The sequence below is a fragment of the Pseudomonas sp. 10B238 genome (assembly GCF_000970615.1).
Taxonomy (GTDB): Bacteria; Pseudomonadota; Gammaproteobacteria; order Pseudomonadales; family Pseudomonadaceae; genus Stutzerimonas.
In genome coordinates, this window is record NZ_KQ033934.1 from 187,304 (window position 1) to 209,192 (window position 21,889).

Genomic DNA, 21,889 nt, shown 5'->3' on the forward strand with positions numbered 1-21,889 from the left:
GGACCGGGTTCGCGTACGAGCCTATGTTGGAAATGAGCCTGCCGACTGGGCTCGCAACCGAGGCCGCTTTTAACGCAGGGATGTCAACGCAGGTAGTTTTCACAGCTTGCTATGGGGGACGAGCATGGCGGGATACACGCACAGCGTAGGCGGCACCAACTGGCGCTTCGACAGCCTGCGCGAGGTAATGGCCAAGGCCAGTCCGGCGCGCTCCGGTGATTTCCTCGCGGAAGTCGCAGCGGGCAGCGACGCCGAGCGCGTCGCCGCACAGATGTGCCTGGCGCAGATCCCGCTCAAGCGCTTTCTCGAAGAGGCGTTGATCCCCTACGAGACCGATGAAGTCACCCGCCTGATCATCGACGGCCACGACACCGACGCCTTCGCCCCGGTCAGCCATCTGACCGTGGGCGATTTTCGCAACTGGCTGCTGGGTGATGACGCCGACGAGGCTGCGCTCAAGGCGCTCGCGCCTGGCCTGACACCCGAGATGGTCGCTGCAGTGTCGAAGATCATGCGCGTACAGGACCTGATCCTCGTCGCGCAGAAAGTGCGCGTCGTCACCCGCTTTCGCAACACCATCGGCCTGCGCGGGCGCATGTCCACCCGCCTGCAACCCAACCACCCCACCGATGAGGCGGCCGGCATCGCCGCCAGCATCGTTGACGGCCTGCTCTACGGTAACGGTGACGCGGTGATCGGCATCAACCCAGCGACCGACAGCACCAGCGGCATCTGCGAATTACTGAAGATGCTCGACGCCATCATCCAGCGTTACGACATACCGACTCAGGGCTGCATCCTCACCCACGTCACCACCTCCATCGAGGCGATCAACCGTGGCGCGCCGCTGGACCTGGTTTTCCAGTCGATTGCCGGCACCGAGGCAGCCAACACCAGCTTCGGCATCAACCTGGCGGTTCTGCAGGAGGGCTACGAGGCCGGTTTGTCGCAGAAGCGCGGCACGGTCGGGGATAACCTGATGTACTTCGAGACCGGCCAGGGCAGCGCCTTGTCGGCCAACGCGCACCATGGCGTCGACCAGCAGACCTGTGAGGCCCGCGCCTACGCCGTGGCGCGCAAATTCAAGCCGCTACTGGTCAATACAGTGGTCGGCTTCATCGGCCCGGAATATCTCTACAACGGCAAGCAGATCATCCGCGCCGGGCTGGAGGATCATTTCTGCGCCAAGCTGCTCGGCGTGCCCATGGGCTGCGACATCTGCTACACCAACCATGCCGAAGCCGATCAGGACGACATGGATGTGCTGCTGACCCTGCTTGGCACCGCCGGCATCAACTTCATCATGGGCATCCCGGGCTCGGACGACGTGATGCTCAACTACCAGACCACTTCGTTCCACGATGCGCTCTATCTGCGCCAGAGCCTGGGGCTCAGGCCAGCGCCAGAGTTCGAGGAATGGCTGGCGAAGATGGACATCCTGCGCCAGGACGGCGGACGGCTGCGGATGGGCAGCGAGCTTCCACCGGCTTTCCGCCAGGCGCTGGAGCGGATGGCATGACACCGTTTCGTCGTAGCGGCCCAGTGGTGGCTGGATCGGCCAGGTGCATGCATCGGATCGCCAGCGAGGACTGGGCGTCCCCCTTGCTCCTACAGGTCCTGCACAGCCCTGCTTCTCGTAGGAGCCAGCTTGCTGGCGATCACAACCACATAGCGCTATCCACTCAGCACGCCCGGAACATCACGGAGCAACAGCAATGAGCACGCGCCCGCCCACCGCCATTACCAACCCCTGGAGCCATCTGCGCCAGCTCACGCCGGCACGCATCGCTTTGGGTCGTGCGGGCACCAGCCTGCCCACCGGTGCCCAGCTGGATTTCCAGTTCGCTCATGCCCAGGCACGCGACGCCGTGCATCTATCCCTCGACACCGAAGAACTGGCCCATCAGCTTCAGGACAAAGGGTTCAGGACCCTGCAACTGCGCTCCGCAGCCGCTGACCGCTACATTTACCTCCAGCGCCCGGACCTGGGACGACGGCTGGACGAGCCTTCCGCCGAACAGCTGACAGACCACACCACTGAACACGCCGAGGGCTACGACCTGGCGATCGTCATTGCCGATGGCCTGTCAGCACTCGCCGTCCAGCGCCACGCCCTACCCTTGCTTCAGCGCATCGAAGAACAGATCGAAAAGGATGGCTGGAGCCTCGCCCCCATCAGCCTGGTGCAACAGGGCCGCGTCGCGCTTGGCGATGAAGTGGGCGAGCGGCTCAAGGCGAAGATGGTGGTGATGCTCGTGGGCGAACGCCCAGGCTTGAGCTCGCCGGACAGCCTCGGCTTGTACTTCACCTACGCCCCGAAGGTCGGCCGTACCGATGCCGATCGCAACTGCATCTCCAACATCCGCCTGGAGGGCCTGAGCTACAACCTCGCCGCGCACCGCCTGATCCACCTGATGCGCGAAGCCTGCCGCCGCCAACTCTCAGGGGTGACGCTGAAGGACGAAGCGGAAGTGCTCAGCCTCGAAGACGACTCACCAAAAGCCAGCAATTTCCTGCTGGGCTGATTGCCTTTCTGAAGGATGGCCACCCTGCTCGAGCCAGCGCTGCCAGCCTCTCCAGCAGAGCGCTTCCCGCCCAAGAATGGTCACGCCTCCGGCAATACCACCACGGCATCCACCTCGAACAACATGCCATCCAACGCCAAGCGAGGAACCGGTATCAGCGTGCAGGCCGGCTTCATCTGCGCTCCGAATGCCCGCGCCAGTTCATCGCTGAGAATGCCTAAGCGTTGCTCACAGTGATCGACGATGAGCACCGTCAGCTTGGCTACCTGCGAGGGCTGCCCACCTGCCGCCCCGATGGCAATCAAGAGGTTCGCCATCGCCTGACGGACCTGCTCGCGGAAATCTTCGGATAGCCGACCGTCCACCGTTTCACCTCCCTGCCCTGCGATAAACGCTAGCCGCGTACCTCCTGGCACGAGCGCTACGTGGGAATAACCGTTGGGGGCGGGATCGTAGAGTCCGGGCGGATTGATCAACGTCGGTTTGGGTGAAACGTCCGATTCGCTCATTGGTGGTCCCGTTCATCAAGTTAGATTGAGTGCCGATAGGCCCCGATCTGAAGGGTAGTACGTTCAGCATGACGCCTCGTGGTTCGCGCTTGATGAGTTGGAGCACCTACGCGGCTTGCTGACGCCGTGCGCCCCGCTTAAGGTTGACGCCCTCCCGGCAGGAAACTCCTTGATGTGGTCATTCCGCGACTGGCGCCGCAAGCGCATCCTCGCCCGTCTCGCCATCGAACCGGCGCTCTGGCAAAGCGTGCTCGACAGCCTGCCGATTCTCGAGGGTTTAAGCGTCGAGGAGACCGAGCGCTTGCGCGAGCGCAGCCTGCTGTTTTTGCACGCCAAGCGCCTGACCGCGCTGCCCGGAGTCGAGCTAGACCTTACAAGTCGCCTGCGGCTGGCCGCACAGGCAGAATTGCCTTTGCTGCACTTGGCTGATCTGGACTGGTATCAGGGCTTCCATGAAATCGTCATCTACCCCGATGATTTCCATAGTCCGCAGAAGCACCGCGATTCCGCTGGCGTGATGCACGAGTGGGATGGCGAGCACAGCGGCGAAGCCTGGTTACAGGGGCCGGTGATTCTGGCCATGCCAGGGGTCCAGCAGAGCGGCACCTGGGAAGGCTACAACCTGGTGATCCACGAGCTTGCGCACAAACTCGACATGCTCAATGGCGACGCCAACGGCCTGCCCCCGCTGCACCGCAACATGCGTATCGAGGATTGGGCCCACGCAATGCAAAACGCTTACGACTCGCTCAATACCACGCTGGACGCCGATCCTCATGCCCACACGGCAATCGATCCGTACGCCGCGGAAAACCCAGCCGAGTTTTTCGCCGTCACCAGCGAGTATTTTTTCAGCGCGCCGGACGTGCTGCACGAGGCCTATCCTGATGTCTACCGACAGCTGACGGCCTTCTATAGACAGGACCCGCTGACACGCCTGCAGCAGCGGTAAGGCAACCATCCGCAATACGCAGGAACCTCACTGCTTTGTGACCGTCGAATGCGCGCATTGCCGGACCAGGGATCTTCGCCACCGCCGGCATGGCAAAACGCCCGACACTGCGCCTATAATCGCGCCCACTTTTTTCGCCCCAGGCCGCCTCGGCCGACCACGGAGCAATGTTCATGAGCTACAGCAAAGTCCCGGCCGGCAAAGACCTGCCAAACGACATCTACGTCGCCATCGAAATCCCGGCCAACCACGCGCCGATCAAATACGAAATCGATCACGACACCGACTGCCTGTTCGTCGACCGCTTCATGGCCACGCCGATGTTCTACCCGGCCAACTACGGCTTCATCCCTCACACCCTGGCCGACGATGGCGACCCGCTAGACGTACTGGTCGTGACGCCCTACCCAGTTGCCCCAGGCTCCGTCATCCGCTGCCGTCCAGTGGGCGTGCTGAACATGACCGACGAAGCCGGCGGCGACGCCAAGCTGATCGCCGTCCCGCATGACAAGCTGAGCCAGCTGTACGTGGACGTGAAGGAATACACCGACCTGCCGCCGCTGCTGATCGAGCAGATCAAGCATTTCTTCGAGAACTACAAGGATCTTGAGAAGGGCAAGTGGGTCAAGGTCGAAGGCTGGGAAGGCGCCGATGCCGCCCGCGCCGCCATCATCAAAGCTGCCGAGGCTTATCAGAAGTAAGCCGAAGCACTGAAGAAAAGCCGGCCACAAGCCGGCTTTTTTATGCCTCGATTTTCGTACTACCTCATTTGAACGTGAGCTTGCTCCCGGCGTTAAACCGTCCGCCCCGGCGCGAGTTGGTAATAACGACCGAAGCCGCCGTTGATTCGCAGATTGTCGTAGTAGTCGCGCCCGAACAGGTTAACGACGCCCAAATGAGCCTCCGAGCGCTGATCGCCATCAGTAGAGGCTAGCCAGTACGTGCACTGGTGACGACATCGCCGGCTACGCGACTCTCGTTGACGCCGTGGGCGTATTGTTGCCCCTGCACCCTCAAATTGATCAGCGCTGACCAATCCGTACCGCTTGTAGCTGGACACGCGTCTGCGGCACGTCTCAAGCGAAGCCTGAGCACGCCGCAGGGCAACAATCAGCCGCCAACAGCAAACCTGCCCGACGAAGTATCGACACCAGATCACACAAAACCCGCTGCGGACTGTCTACCAGAGGTGATCTTGTAGAACGGTGGGCAATGACCGCTAGACTAGCGGCATGGTTTTACTCGTCATCCCGTGCAATACCTAAGAAACAGCTCTAAGTCATATTGGATTTGCGATGACCACCACCTACAACGTCGCATTGGTAAGCCTGTCCATCCTGATCGCGATCGCAGGCTCTTTCACCGCGCTGGACCTGGCCAGCCGAGCTCGTGCCTCGGCAGACTGGATTCGCCACGCCTGGTTATGCGCAGCGGCTGTGTGCATGGGCGGCAGCATTTGGTCGATGCACTTTGTCGGAATGCTCGCGTTCGGCATGCCCGGCATGCAGATTCGATACGACATACCCCTGACGCTCTGGTCGCTGGTCGTCCCCATCGTCGTGACAGCCGTAAGCTTTTTGGCTGTGGCCAGCCGCGGGCTGACTCGTACCACGCTGGGAATTGGCGGCCTGTTCATGGGGCTCGGGATCGGCGCAATGCATTACATGGGTATGGCTGCGATGACGATGCATGCGCAGCTTTCCTATGATCCGCTGTGGGTGGCCATCTCGTTCGGCATCGGCATCGGCGCAGCTACCGTTGCACTCTGGCTCTCCACTCGAAGCCGGCGCTTGTCGCTGCAGGCCATCTCGGCTGTTGCCATGGGCTTCGCCGTGGCAGGTATGCATTACTCCGCGATGGCTGGTGCACATTTCACGCCGCTGGACGATGCGACGCCAGCACTTACGGGTGGTGGCCTGGACCTGCTGACGCTAGCGCTGGCGGTTGCCGGGTCGACCTTCGTCGTGCTTTTTCTGGGGCTTACTGCTTCGATGTACGACAGGCGCATGGCGAGCCTCAGCGAGCGCGAAGCCGCGGCGCTGCGCCAGAGTGAAGAGCGATTTCGCGAGCTGTACAGCAAGACGCCGTTGCCGCTGCATTCGCTGGACGAACAGGGTCGGCTGGAATCGGTAAGCGATGCCTGGTTGGTGTTGATGGGCCATCGCCGTGAGGACGTCATCGGCCGGCCGCTGATCAACTTCATGACCGAGCGTTCCGCACGGCAGATGCTTAGCCAGGACTGGCCCGTGTTATTGAAAACAGGCGAATGCCTCAACGCCGAGTACCGACTGGTGGCCCGAGCGGGTGCGTTCATCGACGTCCTGGCCTCCACCCGGCTCGAACAGACAACCCAAGGCCCCCTCATCATAGGTGGCCTGGTGAACATTACCGAACGCCGCCACGCCGAGGCCGCGCTGCGTCAGGCGCAGAAGATGGAGGCCATCGGTAAGCTCACCGGGGGGATCGCTCATGACTTCAACAACCTGCTTGCGGTAGTAGGTGGAAATCTCGAGCTGCTTCGCAAGCGGCTGCCGCAAGACACGACGCGTACCGCCCCCCTGATCGACAACGCGTTGCTGGCGACACAGCGCGGTGCGAGCCTGGTGCAGCGAATGCTGGCATTCGCGCGCAAACAAGAGCTGAATCCCAGTTCGGTTGTGCTGCAAGACCTGGTGCTGAACATGCGCGAGCTGCTACGCCGCTCTGTCAACGCCAATATCAACATCGAAACTCGGTTCCCCCTCAGCTTGCCGCCGGCTTACGTGGATGCGAACCAGCTCGAAATGGTGCTGATCAACCTGGTGGTCAATGCTCGGGATGCCATGCCAACGGGCGGCACCATCTGCATCGAGGGGCAGCTGCGCGCGGCAGCGGAAGGCATGCAGGAATACGTCGCCTTGATCGTGCGTGACACCGGTATCGGCATGAGCCAGGAAACGCTCGCACGCGCCACGGAACCCTTCTTCACCACCAAGGGGCCGGGCAAGGGTACGGGCCTTGGTCTATCGATGGCACACGGCCTAGTCGAACAGTCGGGCGGGACTCTGACAATCGAAAGCAGCCCAGAAAACGGAACGACTATCGAGCTGTGGTTACCCTTGGGCGTCTCCGATCAGCGGGGCGTGACAGCCTCGGATGACAAAGTCGAGCCCGCCTTGCCCCCCGTACCAGCGCTGACAATCCTAATCGTGGACGACGACCCCCTGGTGCTAGCCAACACCGCCGCGCTGCTCGAAGACATGGGCCATCAGGTCACCAGTGTCGATGGTGGCGAGGCAGCGCTGAGTGTTCTGCGCCAGCAGCAAGCTTTTGACATCTTGATCACCGATCAGATGATGCCAGGCATGACAGGCACCCAGCTGGCCAAGATCGTTAGGGGCGAGAGACCGGGGCTGCCGATCCTACTGGTCAGCGGCTACGCAGAACTGGCCGAAGAAGGCCGCCCTGTGCACACACTGGCAAAGCCGTTCACACAGCACACGCTTAGCGTGGCCATTAGCGAAACACTAGGTCGCCCTAGCTCGCGCACCGTGGTGCCGTTGCTCAGCCGTCGCTGATTACCGGTTCGCTCCGGCACAGCACTGACCTGACAACGAAAAAGCCGGCCCATGGCCGGCTTTTCAGTTCATCGATACGCAGCGTATGCGCCTGTGCCCAGACGCCATCGGCCGCGTACTTAGCCGATCAAGACTTCCCTTTGCTAACCGCAGCGCCCGAACCGAGATCAGCCCCGGTCAGCGGGTCAACGGAGACATCGGACTGGGTCCGCACCGCCATCTGCTGGACCACTTTCTGCTGGGCCTTGCTCAGGTCGACCGAAGGCTTTCCATCGCCGCCGTCCACCGCCGGTTGCGGATCTTCGACGAACTCCCATTCCGGCCCCTGATTCCATGGTCCACGCAGATCGCCTTCGCCTTGCGACAGGTTGTAGTAGACGTTGGCAAATTGCGGATCGCCCGGCAGTTTGCCCTGAGGAAAATTGGGCTGGATGGCATGCAGCGCTTTCTCGAACGATTTCTGGTGCGCGATTTCCCGGGTCATCAGGAATTTCAGTGCATCCTTGATGCCTGGATCGTCGGTCACGTTGATGAGCCGCTCATAGACAATCTTGGCGCGCGCCTCGGCTGCGATGTTGGAACGCAGGTCCGCCGTCGGCTCGCCAATGGAGTCGACATAGGCTGCAGTCCAGGGCACACCTGCAGAGTTGGTCAAGGCTGGGCCGCCACCATAGAGCAACGAAGTGATATGCGAATCGTTGCCACCACCGGTCAGCGAGCGATACAGATCCGCTTCCTTCTCGACACCTTCGGACAGCTCGCCCTTGGCGCCCTTGTTGAGCATACCGACGATGGAGCCGATGACTTCGAGGTGGCTGAGCTCCTCGGTGGCAATGTCCATGAGCATATCCTTGCGGCCCGGATCATCCTCGGACACACCCTGGACGAAGTAACGCATGGCAGCGGCCAACTCGCCTTGGGGCCCGCCGAATTGTTCGAGCATCAGGTTTGCAAGGCCCGGATTGGGCGCAGCGACACGCACGGTGTATTGAAGTCGTTTGTTATGGACGAACATGGTTCACCTCTCGATTCTTATGACTTCCCTTGGAAACAACCTCCTTTAGTGAAATGGGGCCGCTGACGGCATTGAATGCAAGCGGCCCTACTGGTGGAGTCCAAAAATACCTAACTGTCCGATTGTTTTTATCAATCACGCCGATGGCTATTGCCAATGAGTCAGCATCAACCGACCGAGGTCTACGCGCGCCGCTTTGCTTCGAGCCACAGTCAACTTGAACCGATGTCGGCGATAGCACTCTATGGAATCCACAGCATTCGCTGACTTCTGAGGTGACAGATGCGCCGTCCGGTACGCTCCCGTTTATCCCGCCATACCCCGTCAATCCTGGCCGCCCTGCTGACTGCCGTAGTCAGCGGGACAGCCTTTGCAAGCTCTCCGCAAGTACTCGGGTGGGTCGAGAAAGGCTTGATCCTTCCTGAGCAGGTCGCGGTGAAATTCAAGCTCGACACCGGTGCGTTGACCTCTTCCATGCACGCCGAAAATATCGACCGTTTCGAAAAAGATGGCGACGAATGGGTGCGCTTCACGGTCGAGCTGGAGGATGTGGATACAGACGAAGACGTCAGAACCCGCCTGGAGCGCAAAATGGTGCGCGACATCAAGGTGCGAGGCGCAGGCGGTGCTGAAGAACGTCCGGTGGTACTGATGAAGGTCTGTCTGGGCAACCAGATGTACGAAGAGCAGTTCTCGCTGAACGACCGGGACAAGATGAATTACCCGGTTCTGATCGGTCGCCGTACCCTGGAAAAGGTAGGCCTGGTGGATTCATCCAAGACCTTCACTACCGAACCGAGCTGTTCCGGCGCCTAAGCGGCAGAATCACGAGCACTGCGGATCGCCATCGGTCCGCACTCCGTTTCATTTTGTTGCAACTCCCTCATCCCCCTCCGGTCCACTGAACAGCGTCGCCGCTGCAACCGCAGCGCCAGCGCCTTGTTCGCGTCAGGGCGCACATCGATCAATCCGGCCTCGGGGGGATTCGTGGAGCATCAAGGTGAATACCTGAGACAGGGCGCCATGCCATCTGACATGGGCATGGACGCACACATGCAAATGATGGAACGCCGCCACCTGGCCACGCTCTGGTGCCACTTCGTCAATGTGCTGCTGGGCTTTTGGGTACTCAGCGCTCCCTTTATCTTTGGCTACCTGAACATTGCGCCAACCGATCTCGACTTGCCGCGATTGGCGACCGAGCGCGAGCTGCCGGACGTGGCCACCCGCGCGCTGCTGATGACCTGGAGCGACGTGGTCAGTGGCGCCTTGGTCGTATTGTTCTCGGTCCTCTCGCTGAAACGTATCGCCTGGGCGCAGTGGGCGAATACCGTCATGGGTCTCTGGCTGATGTTCGCGCCGCTGCTGTTCTGGACGCCCTCGCCCGCCAGCTACGGCAACGCCCTTCTGGTCGGCGGACTGGTGATCGCCTTCTCGACGCTGGTGCCGATGATGCCCGGCATGAGCATGAGCGGCATGATGCAGAAGGCCGCCGTGCCGCCAGGCTGGGACTACAACCCCTCCACCTGGATGCAGCGATTGCCCATCGCCTTGCTTGCGGTGATCGGTATTTTGCTGGCTCGGTATCTGGCCGGTTACCAGCTAGGTCATACCGCCAATGCCTGGGACCCCTTCTTCGGGACGCAGCCCAACGGCACCGAAACCATCATCACCTCTGACATGTCCCGCGCCTGGCCGGTATCCGACGCTGGTGTCGGCGTCATGGCCTACATGATCGAGCTGCTGATGGCGGTGATGGGCGATGCACGACGCTGGCGAACCATGCCCTGGATGGTCGCCGCATTCGGCGTGGTGGTAGTGCCGCTGGGCGCGGTGAGTATCTTCTTCATCATCGCGCAGCCGATCTTCATCGACACCTGGTGCACCCTCTGCCTGATCCAGGCACTGGCCATGCTGGTGATGATGCCCTACGCCCTGGACGAGCTGGTGGCCATGGGGCAGTTCCTCAAGGACGCACGTCAGCGCGGTAAACCCTTCTGGAAAACCTTCTGGCAGGGCGATGCGATGGAGGGTGCACGGGAGGACAACACACCCGAGTTCGACGGTAGCCTGTCGTCCATGACCCTGAAGGGGCTGCGCGGCGTGAACCTGCCGTGGGGCCTCGCGTTGCTTTGTATCCTCGGCGTCTGGCTGATGTGCACACGCCTGATCTTCGGTACCGAGGGGGCCATGGCCAACAGCGACCACCTGATGGGCTCGCTGTTGATCACCGTCTCGGTGCTGGCCTTCGCCGAAGTGGCACGCCCGCTACGCTTTCTCAACCTGCCGATCGGCGCCTGGCTGATCGCCGCCCCTTCGTTCCTCGAGGGGGCCGGGTTCGCGGCAACCGTCGGCAGCCTGATCGCCGGCGTGCTGGTGATCGGCCTGAGCCTGCCACGCGGACCGATCCGCCACCGCTATGCGGGCTGGAACGCGCTTCTGCGCTAACCCATCAAGACAGGAGCTTTTAGATGAGCGACCGCGAACAGACTGCCGTGATCTGTGGAGGCACTGCTGGCGTAGGCCGCGCAACCGCCCATGCGTTCGCGCGGGCGGGCTTTCGCGTGGCGGTGATCGCACGCGGCGAACAGGGCCTGTCCGACACGCGCGAAGAACTGGAAGCGACCGGGGCGAAGGTGCTGGCGATCTCCGCCGATGTCGCCGATGCCGAAGCCGTCGATCGCGCCGCCGAGCGGATCGAGGCGGAGCTGGGGCCAATCGAAATCTGGGTCAACGCCGCCATGGCGACAGTGTTCGGGCCGGTCAACAAGATCACTGCCGCCGAATTCAAGCGCGTCACCGACGTCACCTACCTGGGCTTCGTGCATGGCACGCTGGCGGCGCTGCGCCACATGGAGACCCGCAACCGCGGCACCATCGTGCAGGTCGGATCGGCGCTGTCGTACCGCGCGATTCCGCTTCAATCGGCATACTGCGCAGCCAAGTTCGCGATCAGGGGCTTCACCGATTCGCTACGCTGCGAACTGATTCATACCAACAGCCGAATCCGGCTGACGATGGTCCAGCTTCCGGCGCACAACACGCCGCAGTTCGACTGGTCGCGCAACAAGATGAACAAGCGCCCCCAGCCGGTCCCCCCCATTCACACGCCTGAGGTGGCGGCGCGCGCCATCCTGCGCGCTGCCACCGATGCGCCGCGCGAGCTCTGGCTGGGGCGTGCGTCATTTCAGGCGATCATCGGCAACATGTTCATGCCCGGCCTGCTCGACCGGATGATGGCCAAACAGGCTTGGAGCGGCCAGATGACCGACGAGCCGGCCAGTGATGAACAACCCGACAACCTGTTCCAGCCGGTCGAAGGCCTGCATCGCATCGAAGGTCGGTTCGGCAAACAGATGAAAGACAAAGCCCTCGGGCTGAGCTCGGAAACGGTCGGAAAGCTGGCTGCAGGAGGCCTGGCGGTCACCGCAGTGATCGTCGTCGCGGTGGTGGCCGCCATTGCCAGTTAGCGGCCGTCTTGCCTGTATGGCGAGCCCGAACGAGACGTGCGCCTTTCGCCGCCTCGGCCGTCGTCAATCTGATCACAGTGATCTGCCCAAACGGCCGTTAACGATGCGAGGCCAGCTCCTGCCGGGCCTGACGGACGACCGAGAAGCCAGCTGACAAGGCAAGCCCCGCCATGACCAATGCAACGACAAGGTCCGGCCAGGCAGCGCCGGTTCCGAAGACGCCTGCCGCGGCGATCATTACAGCGACGTTGCCAATCGCGTCGTTGCGGCTGCACAGCCAGACCGAGCGCATGTTCGAATCCCCTTCGCGAAAGGCGTAAAGCATCAGCGCAACGACGACGTTGGCAATCAGCGCCAGCGTGCCGATCACGCCCATGGTCAGCGGTTCGGGTACGACATCGGCGTATACCGACCACCCCGCACGGCCCAGCACGAACACGCCGAACGCCAGCATCGTCAGGCCTTTGACCATGGCAGCCCGTGAGCGCCAGACCAGCCCCATCGACAGCACCACCAGGGTGATGCCGTAGTTGGCAGCGTCGCCGGCGAAATCGATGGCATCGGCCAGCAGCGAAACCGAGCCGGAACGCAGCCCGCTGATGATCTCCACGACAAACATGATCAGGTTGATCGCCAGCGCGACCCAAAGGGCCTTGCGAAAACTCGGGTTGACCGCTGGGGTTGAACAACCGGAATCACAGCATCTCGACGACATGGAATGCCTCCTGAACTATATTCGGAGCCATTGCACACCCTGGAGCAACTCCAGGGTCAAGATCCATTTTGTCAAATCAGTCCATCACCAGGGGGCCATGATGCGCATAGGCGAGCTGAGCACAGCGGCAAACGTCGATGTCGAAACCATTCGCTATTACGAAAAGATCGGCTTGATGCCCGCCCCGGAGCGCGGTTCCAACGGCTACCGATCCTATTCCTCCAGGCAGCTGGCGCAACTGACGTTCATCCGCCACTGCCGCGCACTGGATATCGGGCTGGCTGATATTCGCCGGCTGCTTGAATTCTCCAATCACCCGGACGCCAGCTGCGGCGACATCAACCACCTGATCGACGAGCAGCTCGAACGCGTCCGTACGCGACTGGAGAACCTTCATGCCCTGGAGCGTCAGTTACAGGAACTACGCAGCTGCTGCACCGGCAATCGCGCCATGCATGGCTGCGGCATCCTCAACGAGCTGACCAGTTCGCCAGCGGCTATCAAGGTCGGCACCACGCAGCCGTAGCAGTCGGTTTTAGGTGACCTTATCTAACAATCGCCGGTCAACACTTGGCGTCGCGCCCGGCTCCGCTAACGCGTGGCTTGTCGGCATGTGGCTGGCGCCAACCGCTGGTGACTGATATTGCAGGTGCTTGGCGCAACGCAGCGGCAGCGATAATCTTCGTCTCTTTTTGCCTCGAGCCTTTCCGATGCCCTTGTTCGATATGCTGCTATTGATCGCTGCCGGCTTTGCCGCGGGAGGCATGAATGCGCTCGCAGGCGGCGGTACCTTCTTTTCGTTTCCAGCATTGCTTGCCACGGGCTTGCCGCCAGTGACCGCCAACGCGACCAACGCGGTTGCGCTCTGGCCCGCCAGCCTCGCCGGCGCCTGGGCCGCACGTTCGGCGTTACGCCCCCTTGGCCGCTACCTGATCCCCCTGCTACTGGCAGGCTTGATTGGTGGTCTGCTCGGCGGCCTTTTGCTGCTGGCCAGCGGCGATGACGTCTTCAGCCTGCTCATTCCCTGGCTGCTGTTGCTCGCCACCGCGCTGTTCGCCGCCAGTCCCTGGTTGAGTCGCTGGCTCGCGGCGCGCCGCAAGGACAATAACGCGGTGCCGCCTCATGCCCCGACATCGCTGGCCGCTCACGCGCTGGTCTCGATCTACGGCGGCTATTTCGGTGCCGGCATGGGCATCCTGCAGCTGGCGGCGTTTTCCATCGAAGGCCATCAGCTGGTCCGCGCCAATGCGCTGAAAAACCTGATCTCGGCGGTGATCTACAGCGTCGCCACAGCGACCTTTGTCATCGCCGGACGGGTGAGCGGCTACGAACTGGCGATCCTGCTGGTGGGCACCACGTTTGGCGGCTACGCTGGCGGCGCGCTGAGTAAGAAACTGCCCTCGACCTGGTTGCGTCTGTTCGTGATTCTGGTGGGCAGCACCATGACCCTTTACTACTTCCAGGCCATGTACTGGCCGTCACCGGCAGGCCTCTAGCCCGCTCGGCTTATGGCGTATACCGGCCAGCTCTGCTAGTGTCGCGCCCGTTTCAGAGCAGCCGCAGAGAACAGGTTCCGCCATGGCCCGCAAGAAAGTCGCCCTCGATTTCGAACAATCCCTCGCCGAGTTGCAGCAGCTGGTCGAGCGTCTGGAAAGCGGCGAGCTGTCGCTGGAAGACTCGCTGACCTGCTTTGAGCAGGGCATCGGTCTGACCCGTGACTGCCAGGCAGCACTGAGCCAGGCCGAACAGAAAGTGCAGATCCTTCGGGAGCGTGACGGCAAGTTGCAGGAAGCGCCATTCGAGGCGGATTCCGAAGCATGATCGGCGACTACCAGAAACGCTGCCAGCAACGCGTCGACAACTGCCTCGGCACACTCTTCTCCCCACCGCGCCCGCAACTCGACCGTCTTTACCAGGCCATGCGCTACAGCGTGATGAACGGAGGCAAGCGCGTCCGTCCCCTGCTGGTCTACGCCGCCTGCGAAGCACTCGAGGGTGACGTTGCCCTGGCCGATGGCGCAGCCTGTGCCGTCGAACTGATTCACGCCTATTCGCTGGTGCACGATGATCTGCCAGCCATGGACGACGATGACCTGCGCCGTGGCCAACCCACCACCCACAAGGCCTTCGACGAAGCCTGCGCGATTCTCGCCGGCGATGGCCTGCAGAGCCTCGCGTTCGAAGCCCTTGCGTGCGACCCGCTCAACCCATCCGACCCATCCCTGCGCCTGGACATGCTGGCCAGCCTCGCACGTGCCGCAGGCCCGGCCGGCATGGTCGGCGGCCAGGCGATCGATCTGGGATCGGTGGGACTGAAGCTCGACCGCAACGCTCTGGAGTTGATGCACCGGCACAAGACCGGCGCGCTGATCGAAGTCAGCGTACGTCTCGGCGCCCTCGCCAGTGGCCGTGCCGATGTGCAGAAACTGGCAGCATTGCAGCAGTACGCTCAAGCGGTGGGCCTGGCGTTCCAGGTACAAGACGACATCCTCGATGTGGAAAGCGACACCGCTACGCTGGGCAAACACCAGGGTGCCGATATCGCGCGTGACAAGCCCACCTACCCGTCGCTGCTCGGCATGGACAGCGCCAAGGCCTATGCGCTGGAGCTGCGTGACCTGGCGCTCGAGGCCGTCGCCCCGTTCGGGCCCAGCGCCGAGCCGCTGCGCCAGCTGGCCTGCTTCATCGTGGAACGCCGCAGTTGACCGGCGAACCGCCACTGCTCGGCGCTGCGTCTGTTCGGCATAACGGCGACCGTTGATGCTTGAGACGTTCTTATCGTTGTAACCATCGGGTAAACTGCGGCTCTTTTTTCAGCCAAAATGATTCGCCCGATGCCCAAGACGTTTCATGAGATTCCTCGGGTCCGCCCTGCGACGCCCGTTCTAGATCGCGCGGCCACGCCCGAGCAGCTGCGCCGGCTAGGCGAAGCGGAACTCGAAGAACTCGCCAACGAACTGCGTCAGGACCTTCTCTACAGCGTAGGCCGGACCGGCGGGCACTTCGGTGCTGGCCTTGGTGTGATCGAGCTGACCATTGCCCTGCATTACGTCTATGACACCCCGAAAGACCGCCTGGTCTGGGATGTCGGTCATCAGGCCTATCCGCACAAAATTCTCACAGGGCGCCGCGAGCGCATGGAAAGCCTGCGCCAGAAGGACGGCCTCGCCGCCTTCCCACGCCGTAGCGAGAGCGAGTACGACACCTTTGGCGTCGGCCACTCCAGTACCTCGATCAGCGCCGCACTGGGCATGGCCATCGCCGCCCGCATGCAGGGCAAGAAGCGCAAGTCCATCGCGGTCATCGGCGACGGTGCGCTCACGGCCGGGATGGCCTTCGAGGCGCTGAACCATGCGCCGGAAGTCGGTGCGGACATGCTCGTGGTGCTCAACGACAACGACATGTCGATCTCGCGCAACGTCGGCGGACTGTCCAACTACCTGGCCAAGATCCTCTCCAGCCGCACCTATTCGAGCATGCGCGAAGGCAGCAAAAAGGTCCTCTCGCGCCTTCCCGGCGCCTGGGAAATCGCCCGCCGCACCGAGGAGTACGCCAAGGGCATGCTGGTCCCGGGCACGCTGTTCGAAGAACTCGGCTGGAACTACATCGGCCCGATCGACGGCCATGATCTGCCGACGCTTATCGGCACCCTGCGCAACATGCGCGACCTCTCCGGCCCGCAGTTTCTGCATGTAGTCACCAAAAAGGGCAAAGGCTTCGCCCCGGCGGAAGTCGACCCGATCACCTGGCACGCGATCAGCAAGCTCGACCCCATCGGCGGCCCGGTCAAGCCGAAGAAACCCAGCGGCCCGAAGTATTCCAACGTGTTCGGCCAATGGCTGTGCGATATGGCCGCGGCAGACCCACGCCTGATGGGCATCACCCCTGCCATGAAGGAAGGCTCGGATCTGGTCGATTTCAGCGAGCGTTATCCGGACCGCTATTTCGACGTCGCGATTGCCGAGCAGCATGCGGTTACGCTGGCTGCGGGCATGGCCTGCGAGGGTGCCAAGCCGGTCGTGGCAATCTATTCGACCTTCCTGCAACGCGCCTACGATCAGCTGATCCATGACGTCGCGGTGCAGAACCTCGACGTGCTGTTCGCCATCGACCGCGCCGGTCTGGTCGGCGAAGACGGCCCGACCCATGCGGGCAGCTTCGACCTGGCCTATTTGCGCTGCATCCCCGGCATGCTGGTAATGACACCGAGCGACGAGAACGAGATGCGCCGGATGCTCACCACTGGCTACCACTTCGAAGGTCCCGCCGCGGTGCGTTATCCACGCGGCACCGGCCCGAACGCAATGATCGAACCGGGCCTCGAGCCGCTAGAGATCGGCAAGGGCATGGTACGTCGCGAGGGTAAGCAGGTCGCGCTGCTGGTGTTTGGCGTGCAACTGCCGGACGCCATGCAGGTTGCCGAAACCCTGAACGCAACAGTCGTCGACATGCGTTTCGTCAAACCCCTGGATGAGGCATTGGTGCGCCAGATAGCCGACAGCCACGAGCTGTTGGTGACCATCGAGGAGAACAGCATCATGGGCGGTGCCGGCAGTGCGGTCGGAGAGTTCCTCGCCGCGCAAAACCTGAGCACACCGCTCCTCCAGCTGGGCCTGCCCGACTACTACGTTGAACATGCCAAACCCAGCGAGATGATCAGGGAGTGCGGACTGGACGCCGCCGGTATTGAGGCGGCAGTCAAAGCGCGACTGGGAAGGCTGCACACTCAGCCGTAGGATCCAGCGCCGCCACGGGCAACAGCGAGGCGGCCTGGGTATATGGGAGTCGAATTTCCATACCTCGATCTTCGCTGGGTCCGGGGATGGATGAAACGTCATCCACGCGACGCTGCCGTAGCTGGGCCGGGCGGATCAATCCCTCCCGAGCCGAGAGCTTCCTAAGCCCCCAACCGATCAGCTCTGTTTACCGCAGCCTTGCACTGAGGCGCGTCGCTCATTCGCTTGTCTTTCCCCAGCCCAGGCCGTAAGGTTCGCGCGATTTCCTATCCGCCCAGGTGTGCACGACCGCCAGGTCCGCATTAAACGGGAAGCCGGTGCGCTCGAAGAGCAAGGCCGGCGCTGCCCCCGCAACGGTAATCGACCGTGATCCGAGGATCACCGCCCGCTCAACCGCCACTGTGCCCAGCACGGGAAGGCGAGCGCGGTGCGCGTCGAAAGCCCGGAGACCGGCCTGGCGGATCGACTGGTGTTGCGGAGGGCAGCACCGTCAAGCGCGGCTGCGTGCCCTTGCGCTTGCTCCTGCCCTTCTCAAAAGCGCTGAACTTTTGAGGATCGATTTTGATGAAGCTGACCCGACTTGCCTTGGCGGTGACACTGCTGCCAAGCATCTCCGTACACGCCCAGACACCTGACTACTATGACGCGCTGCAGCTCGGCGATACCATCGTGTCCGCTAACCGCTTGCCACAGCTGCGAACCGAAACTGCGGCAGCCACCACGGTGTTCACTCGCGCCGACATCGACCGCTTGCAGGCTCGCACAGTCGCCGAGTTGCTGGAGCGCGTACCGGGTGTAAGTGTCGTGCGTACCGGTGGTGCCGGCAGCCTTACCAGCGTGTTTATCCGTGGCACCGCCAGCGGACAAACACTTTTCCTGATAGACGGCCAGCGCATCGCGGCGGCTTCCAGCGGCACCAGCAGCATCGAGTTTCTCAACCCGGACCATATCGAGCGCATAGAAGTCGTGCGAGGTGCGCGCTCGGCACTGTACGGCTCCGATGCAATCGGCGGCGTGGTACATATATTCACCCGGCAAGGGAACGACACGGGCTTGGCCCCACGCCTGCGCTTAGGCGTTGGCAGCCACTCGACCTTCGAGCGCAGCCTGGCTGTTTCCGGCGGAGACGATCAGACTCAAGTGAATCTAGCCGCATCGCTGAATGAAACCGCTGGTATCGACGCAACTCGGCACGGCGACAACCTCAATCGTGACGACGATGCCTATCGTAATCGTGCCTTGAGCTTCAATCTGTCGCACCGCTTCAACGAGCATCTGGAAGCCGGATTCAGCGCGTTGGATCAGCGTGGGCAGATCGAATACGACGATGTATTCGGCCCGTCCCAGCCGACCACCGACTTTCAGTTAAGTACCCTTTCCAGCTTCGCCACTCTCAAGGTTAGCGATGGTTGGAAGAGTCGCTTTGAACTTGGCCACAGCGAAGACAAGCGCGACACCGGTAATGACCTGCCGACAGCCAGCCCCAATATGTTTTACAGCTTTAGCACCTATCGTGATTCCGCAAGCTGGATAAACACGCTATCCCTTACACGTGATCACGAAGTCACGCTGGGCGCGGACTGGTATGAGGACCGACTCCATAGCACGACGGATTTTGTCGAAGAATCACGGTGGAACCATGCAGGCTTCATCCAGCATCGCTACACCGGCAGGCTGTTCTCCACGGAGCTGGGCATACGGCACGACAAGAACCAGCAGTATGGAAGCCAAAACAGTTGGAATGGCGCGCTGACCGTCCCTCTGGATACGCGCAACGATTTGATTTTTTCCTACAGTGAAGGCTTCCGCGCGCCAACGTTCAACGACCTCTACTATCCAGACGAGTGCTTCTTCGGCTTCTGCTACTCCAGCGCGAACCCAAACCTGTCCCCCGAGCGCTCCCGCAGTTACGAAGTGCAATGGCGTAGCCGTTACAGCGACAGCGGCTCGCTGGAGCTGGCGCTTTATCGCACCGATATAGAGGATGCGATCGTTTCGGACATCAGCACCGGCTGGCAGCCCTACAACGTACAGACAGCACGCATCAATGGCCTTGAGGCTGCATTGAGCGAACAGCTGTTCGGCTGGCAAGCCCAGCTCGCACTCGGCCTAATCGACCCGCGCGACCGAGACAGCGGCCACACGCTGCCACGCCGCGCTAAGCGCACCCTTAATTTGGACCTGGATCGCCAGTTCGGCGACTTCTCGGTTGGCGCCAACTGGCGCGCTGTCAGCGGCCGCTATGATGACGCAGCGAACACAACCGAACTTGACGGCTATGGCTTGCTGGGTCTGCGGGGTGGCTGGAAAGTCAGCCGGGACATCAGCCTGGAAGCTAAGCTGAACAACCTGCTGAACAAGGACTATATTGAGGCGACTTATAGCTCGGGTCAGTACGGTTACAACTCGGAAGGCCGCACAGTGCTCTTCGCTGTGACCTGGGCACCGTCGCTTTAGGGCCGTTCAGGAGCGCCTTCGGGTACCGCCAGCGCCATAACCTCGCAGAGCTTCCTGATCGCACCGAGCATCTGGAAGCTCGGTCGCTCGAGCCCCTTGTCGGGCACTTCCCACAGCTGTCCCTTACGCACCGCTTCCAACTGCGGCCAGGCATTCCATTCGGATAGCTGAGCACCGCTGCCAGCCAGGATAACGTCAGGGTTACGTGATAGCACGGACTCGACGCTGACCTGGGGCGCCGGCAGTTGCAGATCGGCGAATACGTTACGACCACCGCATACCTCGATGGCCTCACTGACGATCTGGCGTCCACCGAGCGTATACAGGGGGCGATTCCAAACCTGATAAAACACCGATAACGGCTGCTCTCGGTGGTATCGACGCCGAAGTTGCTCCAGGCCTAAGGAAAACTGACGTTGAAGTTCGCGCCCCTGCTCGCCTCGGCCGACGCGCTGACCAACCCGTGCAAACTGCTCGGCCAGTTGTTCCAAGGATACAGGCTGAACGACGAGCACCGGGATGCCGAACTGTGAGAGCTGGTCGCGCTGCGCACGGCTGATGCTGTCCGGCCAGAGCAATACCAGCGTTGGCTGAAGGGCTAGCAGGCTTTCCATTTCCAGCTGACCCATTCGGCCCACTGAGGGCATCGCCTCCAGCGATGCAGGTCGCTCACCACCGTCAAGCATGCCGACGAGCAGCGCCTTGGCATCCAGTTCCAGCATGATTTCGCTGAGCGAAGGGGCTAGGCTGACGACTCGCTCGGCAGCACCCAGCCAGGTCGATGCTGACAGTGCCAGCAACAGAGCCAGCACTCTGGTCATTGCAGTTGACGCGGTAGGCGGTAGAGCACCAGCAGCGCCAGGCTGCCACAGACCAGCAGCAACTGGGCAACCGGTTCAAGTCCGAGTGGCACGCCTATCGCCCCCAGCCACGCCGGCAACGCGGCGGTTCGCAAAGCCCGCAGCCGGACGCTGCGCAGCCTCGACCAGGCAAATGTCTCAGCATCCGTGCCGAGATCCTTTTCAGTGGCGATCAAGGCGTGCTTATAGGCGCTGAAACGGGGCAGATTGAGAAACAACAGGACAAGACCGCCAATGAACAGTGGCAACGCCAAATGCTCGCCGAAGCGGCCTGCGACCTGTGGAAACTGGCGGACAACGAGCACAGGCACAACGATGAGTAGCAGATAGAACCAGCCATCGAGCGACAGCTGGCGGCGGGCGGCAGCGCGGTTCACGACTGCTCGGCTTCGCCCTGATGGATCTCGCCGAGCATGTGGCCAAGTTTTCCGGCCTTGGTGGCGAGGTATTTTTCGTTGTGCGGGTTGTGTGCGATTTCCAAAGGCATGCGTTGGGCGACGCGTATGCCGAAGCCTTGCAGGGCCTTCACCTTGCGCGGGTTGTTGGTCATCAGCTTGATTTCGGCGATGCCCAGGTGTTCGAGCATGGGGAGGCAGATCGCGTAGTCACGCATGTCCGGCGCAAAGCCGAGGCGCTCATTGGCTTCCACCGTGTCAGCGCCAGCATCCTGAAGCTCGTAGGCGCGGATCTTGTTCAACAGACCAATGCCACGACCTTCCTGGCGTAGATACAGCAGCGCCCCACGGCCCTCTTCGGAGATCGCGCGCAGCGCAGCTTCGAGCTGAAAGCCACAATCGCAGCGCAGGCTGAACAGGGCATCACCGGTGAGGCACTCGGAATGCAGGCGACCCAGAACAGGCTTGCCGTCCGCGACATCGCCCAGAGTCAGTACGACATGTTCCTTGCCAGTGTCCTGATCGAGAAAACCATGCATGGTGAACACACCGAACGGCGTCGGCAGTTTGGAAGCGGCGACGAACACGACTGACACCGGAGAGACTCCAGAAAGCGGAAAAGCGGATATTGTAACAGCAGTGCTGCAGCAAGCTGTATCGGAAGATCGGCAGCCAACGAAGCGATACCGCCAAGATTG

At 61.9% G+C, this 21,889-nt stretch carries 20 protein-coding genes and 1 riboswitch; of the genes, 14 read left to right on the forward strand and 6 right to left on the reverse strand.

What is annotated here, in order from left to right; all coding sequences use genetic code 11:
• Positions 1-124 precede the first annotated feature (124 nt).
• Together RT21_RS13880 and eutC are read left to right on the forward strand one after the other, a co-directional pair.
• Positions 125-1,519: an ethanolamine ammonia-lyase subunit EutB gene (locus RT21_RS13880; RefSeq protein WP_046163181.1), complete on the forward strand. Its 1,395-nt coding sequence runs from the start codon at positions 125-127 to the stop codon at positions 1,517-1,519.
• Positions 1,520-1,715: 196 nt separating this feature from the next.
• Positions 1,716-2,525, forward strand: a complete 810-nt coding sequence (eutC, locus tag RT21_RS13890) for an ethanolamine ammonia-lyase subunit EutC (RefSeq protein WP_046163183.1) — start codon at positions 1,716-1,718, stop codon at positions 2,523-2,525.
• Between the two features lie 80 nt (positions 2,526-2,605).
• On the opposite strand, the gene RT21_RS13895 is transcribed toward eutC, so the two are convergent.
• Positions 2,606-3,034, reverse strand: coding sequence for a RidA family protein (locus RT21_RS13895; protein ID WP_046163184.1), 429 nt, complete (start codon positions 3,032-3,034; stop codon positions 2,606-2,608).
• A gap of 172 nt (positions 3,035-3,206) precedes the next feature.
• Between RT21_RS13895 and RT21_RS13900 the strand changes: the two genes are divergently transcribed.
• The 3 genes from RT21_RS13900 (at position 3,207) to RT21_RS13910 (ending at position 7,543) form a co-directional block, all read left to right on the forward strand.
• Positions 3,207-3,986, forward strand: coding sequence for a M90 family metallopeptidase (locus RT21_RS13900; RefSeq protein WP_046163185.1), 780 nt, complete (start codon positions 3,207-3,209; stop codon positions 3,984-3,986).
• Positions 3,987-4,159: 173 nt separating this feature from the next.
• Complete coding sequence (gene ppa / locus RT21_RS13905; protein ID WP_015275614.1) at positions 4,160-4,687, forward strand: inorganic diphosphatase; 528 nt, start codon at positions 4,160-4,162, stop codon at positions 4,685-4,687.
• A gap of 594 nt (positions 4,688-5,281) precedes the next feature.
• Entirely contained in the window at positions 5,282-7,543 is a 2,262-nt protein-coding gene (locus RT21_RS13910) for an MHYT domain-containing protein (protein WP_046163186.1), read from the forward strand.
• A 127-nt stretch (positions 7,544-7,670) separates the two neighbouring features.
• On the opposite strand, the gene RT21_RS13915 is transcribed toward RT21_RS13910, so the two are convergent.
• Positions 7,671-8,558, reverse strand: a complete 888-nt coding sequence (locus RT21_RS13915) for a manganese catalase family protein (RefSeq protein ID WP_045424334.1) — start codon at positions 8,556-8,558, stop codon at positions 7,671-7,673.
• A gap of 282 nt (positions 8,559-8,840) precedes the next feature.
• On the opposite strand from RT21_RS13915, the gene RT21_RS13920 reads away from it, so the two are divergent.
• From RT21_RS13920 to RT21_RS13930, 3 genes are all read left to right on the forward strand, one after another.
• Complete coding sequence (locus RT21_RS13920) at positions 8,841-9,374, forward strand: retropepsin-like aspartic peptidase RloA3 (protein ID WP_046163187.1); 534 nt, start codon at positions 8,841-8,843, stop codon at positions 9,372-9,374.
• Between the two features lie 237 nt (positions 9,375-9,611).
• Positions 9,612-11,006 (forward strand): vitamin K epoxide reductase family protein, encoded by a 1,395-nt coding sequence (locus tag RT21_RS13925; RefSeq protein ID WP_234463416.1) that lies wholly within the window; start codon positions 9,612-9,614, stop codon positions 11,004-11,006.
• Between the two features lie 23 nt (positions 11,007-11,029).
• The gene (locus RT21_RS13930; protein ID WP_046163189.1) at positions 11,030-12,028 is read left to right on the forward strand and encodes an SDR family oxidoreductase; all 999 of its coding nucleotides are present in this window, start codon (positions 11,030-11,032) and stop codon (positions 12,026-12,028) included.
• Positions 12,029-12,125: 97 nt separating this feature from the next.
• Here RT21_RS13930 and RT21_RS13935 read toward each other — a convergent pair whose 3' ends face one another.
• Entirely contained in the window at positions 12,126-12,743 is a 618-nt protein-coding gene (locus tag RT21_RS13935) for a cation efflux transmembrane domain-containing protein (RefSeq protein WP_046163190.1), read from the reverse strand.
• A 97-nt stretch (positions 12,744-12,840) separates the two neighbouring features.
• Here RT21_RS13935 and cadR point away from each other — a divergent pair, with 97 nt between their 5' ends.
• The 6 genes from cadR (at position 12,841) to RT21_RS13965 (ending at position 19,936) form a co-directional block, all read left to right on the forward strand.
• Positions 12,841-13,269 carry a Cd(II)/Pb(II)-responsive transcriptional regulator gene (gene cadR / locus RT21_RS13940; RefSeq protein WP_234463417.1) on the forward strand — a complete coding sequence of 143 codons (429 nt, stop codon included), beginning with the start codon at positions 12,841-12,843 and terminating at the stop codon, positions 13,267-13,269.
• Positions 13,270-13,453: 184 nt separating this feature from the next.
• A complete protein-coding gene (locus RT21_RS13945) occupies positions 13,454-14,239 on the forward strand; it encodes a sulfite exporter TauE/SafE family protein (protein WP_046163191.1) in 786 nt (261 codons plus the stop codon).
• Positions 14,240-14,321: 82 nt separating this feature from the next.
• Entirely contained in the window at positions 14,322-14,564 is a 243-nt protein-coding gene (locus RT21_RS13950) for an exodeoxyribonuclease VII small subunit (RefSeq protein ID WP_046163192.1), read from the forward strand.
• Entirely contained in the window at positions 14,561-15,448 is an 888-nt protein-coding gene (locus tag RT21_RS13955; RefSeq protein ID WP_046163193.1) for a polyprenyl synthetase family protein, read from the forward strand. The genes RT21_RS13950 and RT21_RS13955 overlap by 4 nt, the downstream gene beginning before the upstream one ends.
• A gap of 129 nt (positions 15,449-15,577) precedes the next feature.
• On the forward strand, positions 15,578-17,479 hold the full coding sequence (gene dxs, locus RT21_RS13960; protein WP_046163194.1) for a 1-deoxy-D-xylulose-5-phosphate synthase: 1,902 nt from the start codon (positions 15,578-15,580) through the stop codon (positions 17,477-17,479).
• Positions 17,480-17,738: 259 nt separating this feature from the next.
• A riboswitch (cobalamin riboswitch) is annotated at positions 17,739-17,952 on the forward strand.
• A 91-nt stretch (positions 17,953-18,043) separates the two neighbouring features.
• Complete coding sequence (locus tag RT21_RS13965; protein ID WP_046163195.1) at positions 18,044-19,936, forward strand: TonB-dependent receptor domain-containing protein; 1,893 nt, start codon at positions 18,044-18,046, stop codon at positions 19,934-19,936.
• On the opposite strand, the gene RT21_RS13970 is transcribed toward RT21_RS13965, so the two are convergent.
• The 3 genes from RT21_RS13970 to ribA are packed head-to-tail and all read right to left on the reverse strand — an operon-like array spanning position 19,933 to position 21,787.
• On the reverse strand, positions 19,933-20,757 hold the full coding sequence (locus RT21_RS13970; protein WP_046163196.1) for a cobalamin-binding protein: 825 nt from the start codon (positions 20,755-20,757) through the stop codon (positions 19,933-19,935). The genes RT21_RS13965 and RT21_RS13970 overlap by 4 nt on opposite strands.
• A complete protein-coding gene (locus RT21_RS13975) occupies positions 20,754-21,173 on the reverse strand; it encodes a hypothetical protein (protein ID WP_046163197.1) in 420 nt (139 codons plus the stop codon). Before RT21_RS13975 ends, RT21_RS13970 begins: the two co-directional genes overlap by 4 nt.
• Positions 21,170-21,787 carry a GTP cyclohydrolase II gene (gene ribA / locus RT21_RS13980; RefSeq protein ID WP_046163198.1) on the reverse strand — a complete coding sequence of 206 codons (618 nt, stop codon included), beginning with the start codon at positions 21,785-21,787 and terminating at the stop codon, positions 21,170-21,172. The genes RT21_RS13975 and ribA overlap by 4 nt, the downstream gene beginning before the upstream one ends.
• Positions 21,788-21,889 lie beyond the last annotated feature (102 nt).

Bases quoted from the DNA above. Each gene is read 5' to 3' on its own strand.
- RT21_RS13880 (WP_046163181.1), top strand. From the start codon at position 125: ATGGCGGGATACACGCACAGCGTAGGCGGCACCAACTGGCGCTTCGAC.
- eutC (WP_046163183.1), top strand. From the start codon at position 1,716: ATGAGCACGCGCCCGCCCACCGCCATTACCAACCCCTGGAGCCATCTG.
- RT21_RS13895 (WP_046163184.1), bottom strand. From the start codon at position 3,034: ATGAGCGAATCGGACGTTTCACCCAAACCGACGTTGATCAATCCGCCC.
- RT21_RS13900 (WP_046163185.1), top strand. From the start codon at position 3,207: ATGTGGTCATTCCGCGACTGGCGCCGCAAGCGCATCCTCGCCCGTCTC.
- ppa (WP_015275614.1), top strand. From the start codon at position 4,160: ATGAGCTACAGCAAAGTCCCGGCCGGCAAAGACCTGCCAAACGACATC.
- RT21_RS13910 (WP_046163186.1), top strand. From the start codon at position 5,282: ATGACCACCACCTACAACGTCGCATTGGTAAGCCTGTCCATCCTGATC.
- RT21_RS13915 (WP_045424334.1), bottom strand. From the start codon at position 8,558: ATGTTCGTCCATAACAAACGACTTCAATACACCGTGCGTGTCGCTGCG.
- RT21_RS13920 (WP_046163187.1), top strand. From the start codon at position 8,841: ATGCGCCGTCCGGTACGCTCCCGTTTATCCCGCCATACCCCGTCAATC.
- RT21_RS13925 (WP_234463416.1), top strand. From the start codon at position 9,612: ATGCAAATGATGGAACGCCGCCACCTGGCCACGCTCTGGTGCCACTTC.
- RT21_RS13930 (WP_046163189.1), top strand. From the start codon at position 11,030: ATGAGCGACCGCGAACAGACTGCCGTGATCTGTGGAGGCACTGCTGGC.
- RT21_RS13935 (WP_046163190.1), bottom strand. From the start codon at position 12,743: ATGTCGTCGAGATGCTGTGATTCCGGTTGTTCAACCCCAGCGGTCAAC.
- cadR (WP_234463417.1), top strand. From the start codon at position 12,841: ATGATGCGCATAGGCGAGCTGAGCACAGCGGCAAACGTCGATGTCGAA.
- RT21_RS13945 (WP_046163191.1), top strand. From the start codon at position 13,454: ATGCCCTTGTTCGATATGCTGCTATTGATCGCTGCCGGCTTTGCCGCG.
- RT21_RS13950 (WP_046163192.1), top strand. From the start codon at position 14,322: ATGGCCCGCAAGAAAGTCGCCCTCGATTTCGAACAATCCCTCGCCGAG.
- RT21_RS13955 (WP_046163193.1), top strand. From the start codon at position 14,561: ATGATCGGCGACTACCAGAAACGCTGCCAGCAACGCGTCGACAACTGC.
- dxs (WP_046163194.1), top strand. From the start codon at position 15,578: ATGCCCAAGACGTTTCATGAGATTCCTCGGGTCCGCCCTGCGACGCCC.
- RT21_RS13965 (WP_046163195.1), top strand. From the start codon at position 18,044: ATGAAGCTGACCCGACTTGCCTTGGCGGTGACACTGCTGCCAAGCATC.
- RT21_RS13970 (WP_046163196.1), bottom strand. From the start codon at position 20,757: ATGACCAGAGTGCTGGCTCTGTTGCTGGCACTGTCAGCATCGACCTGG.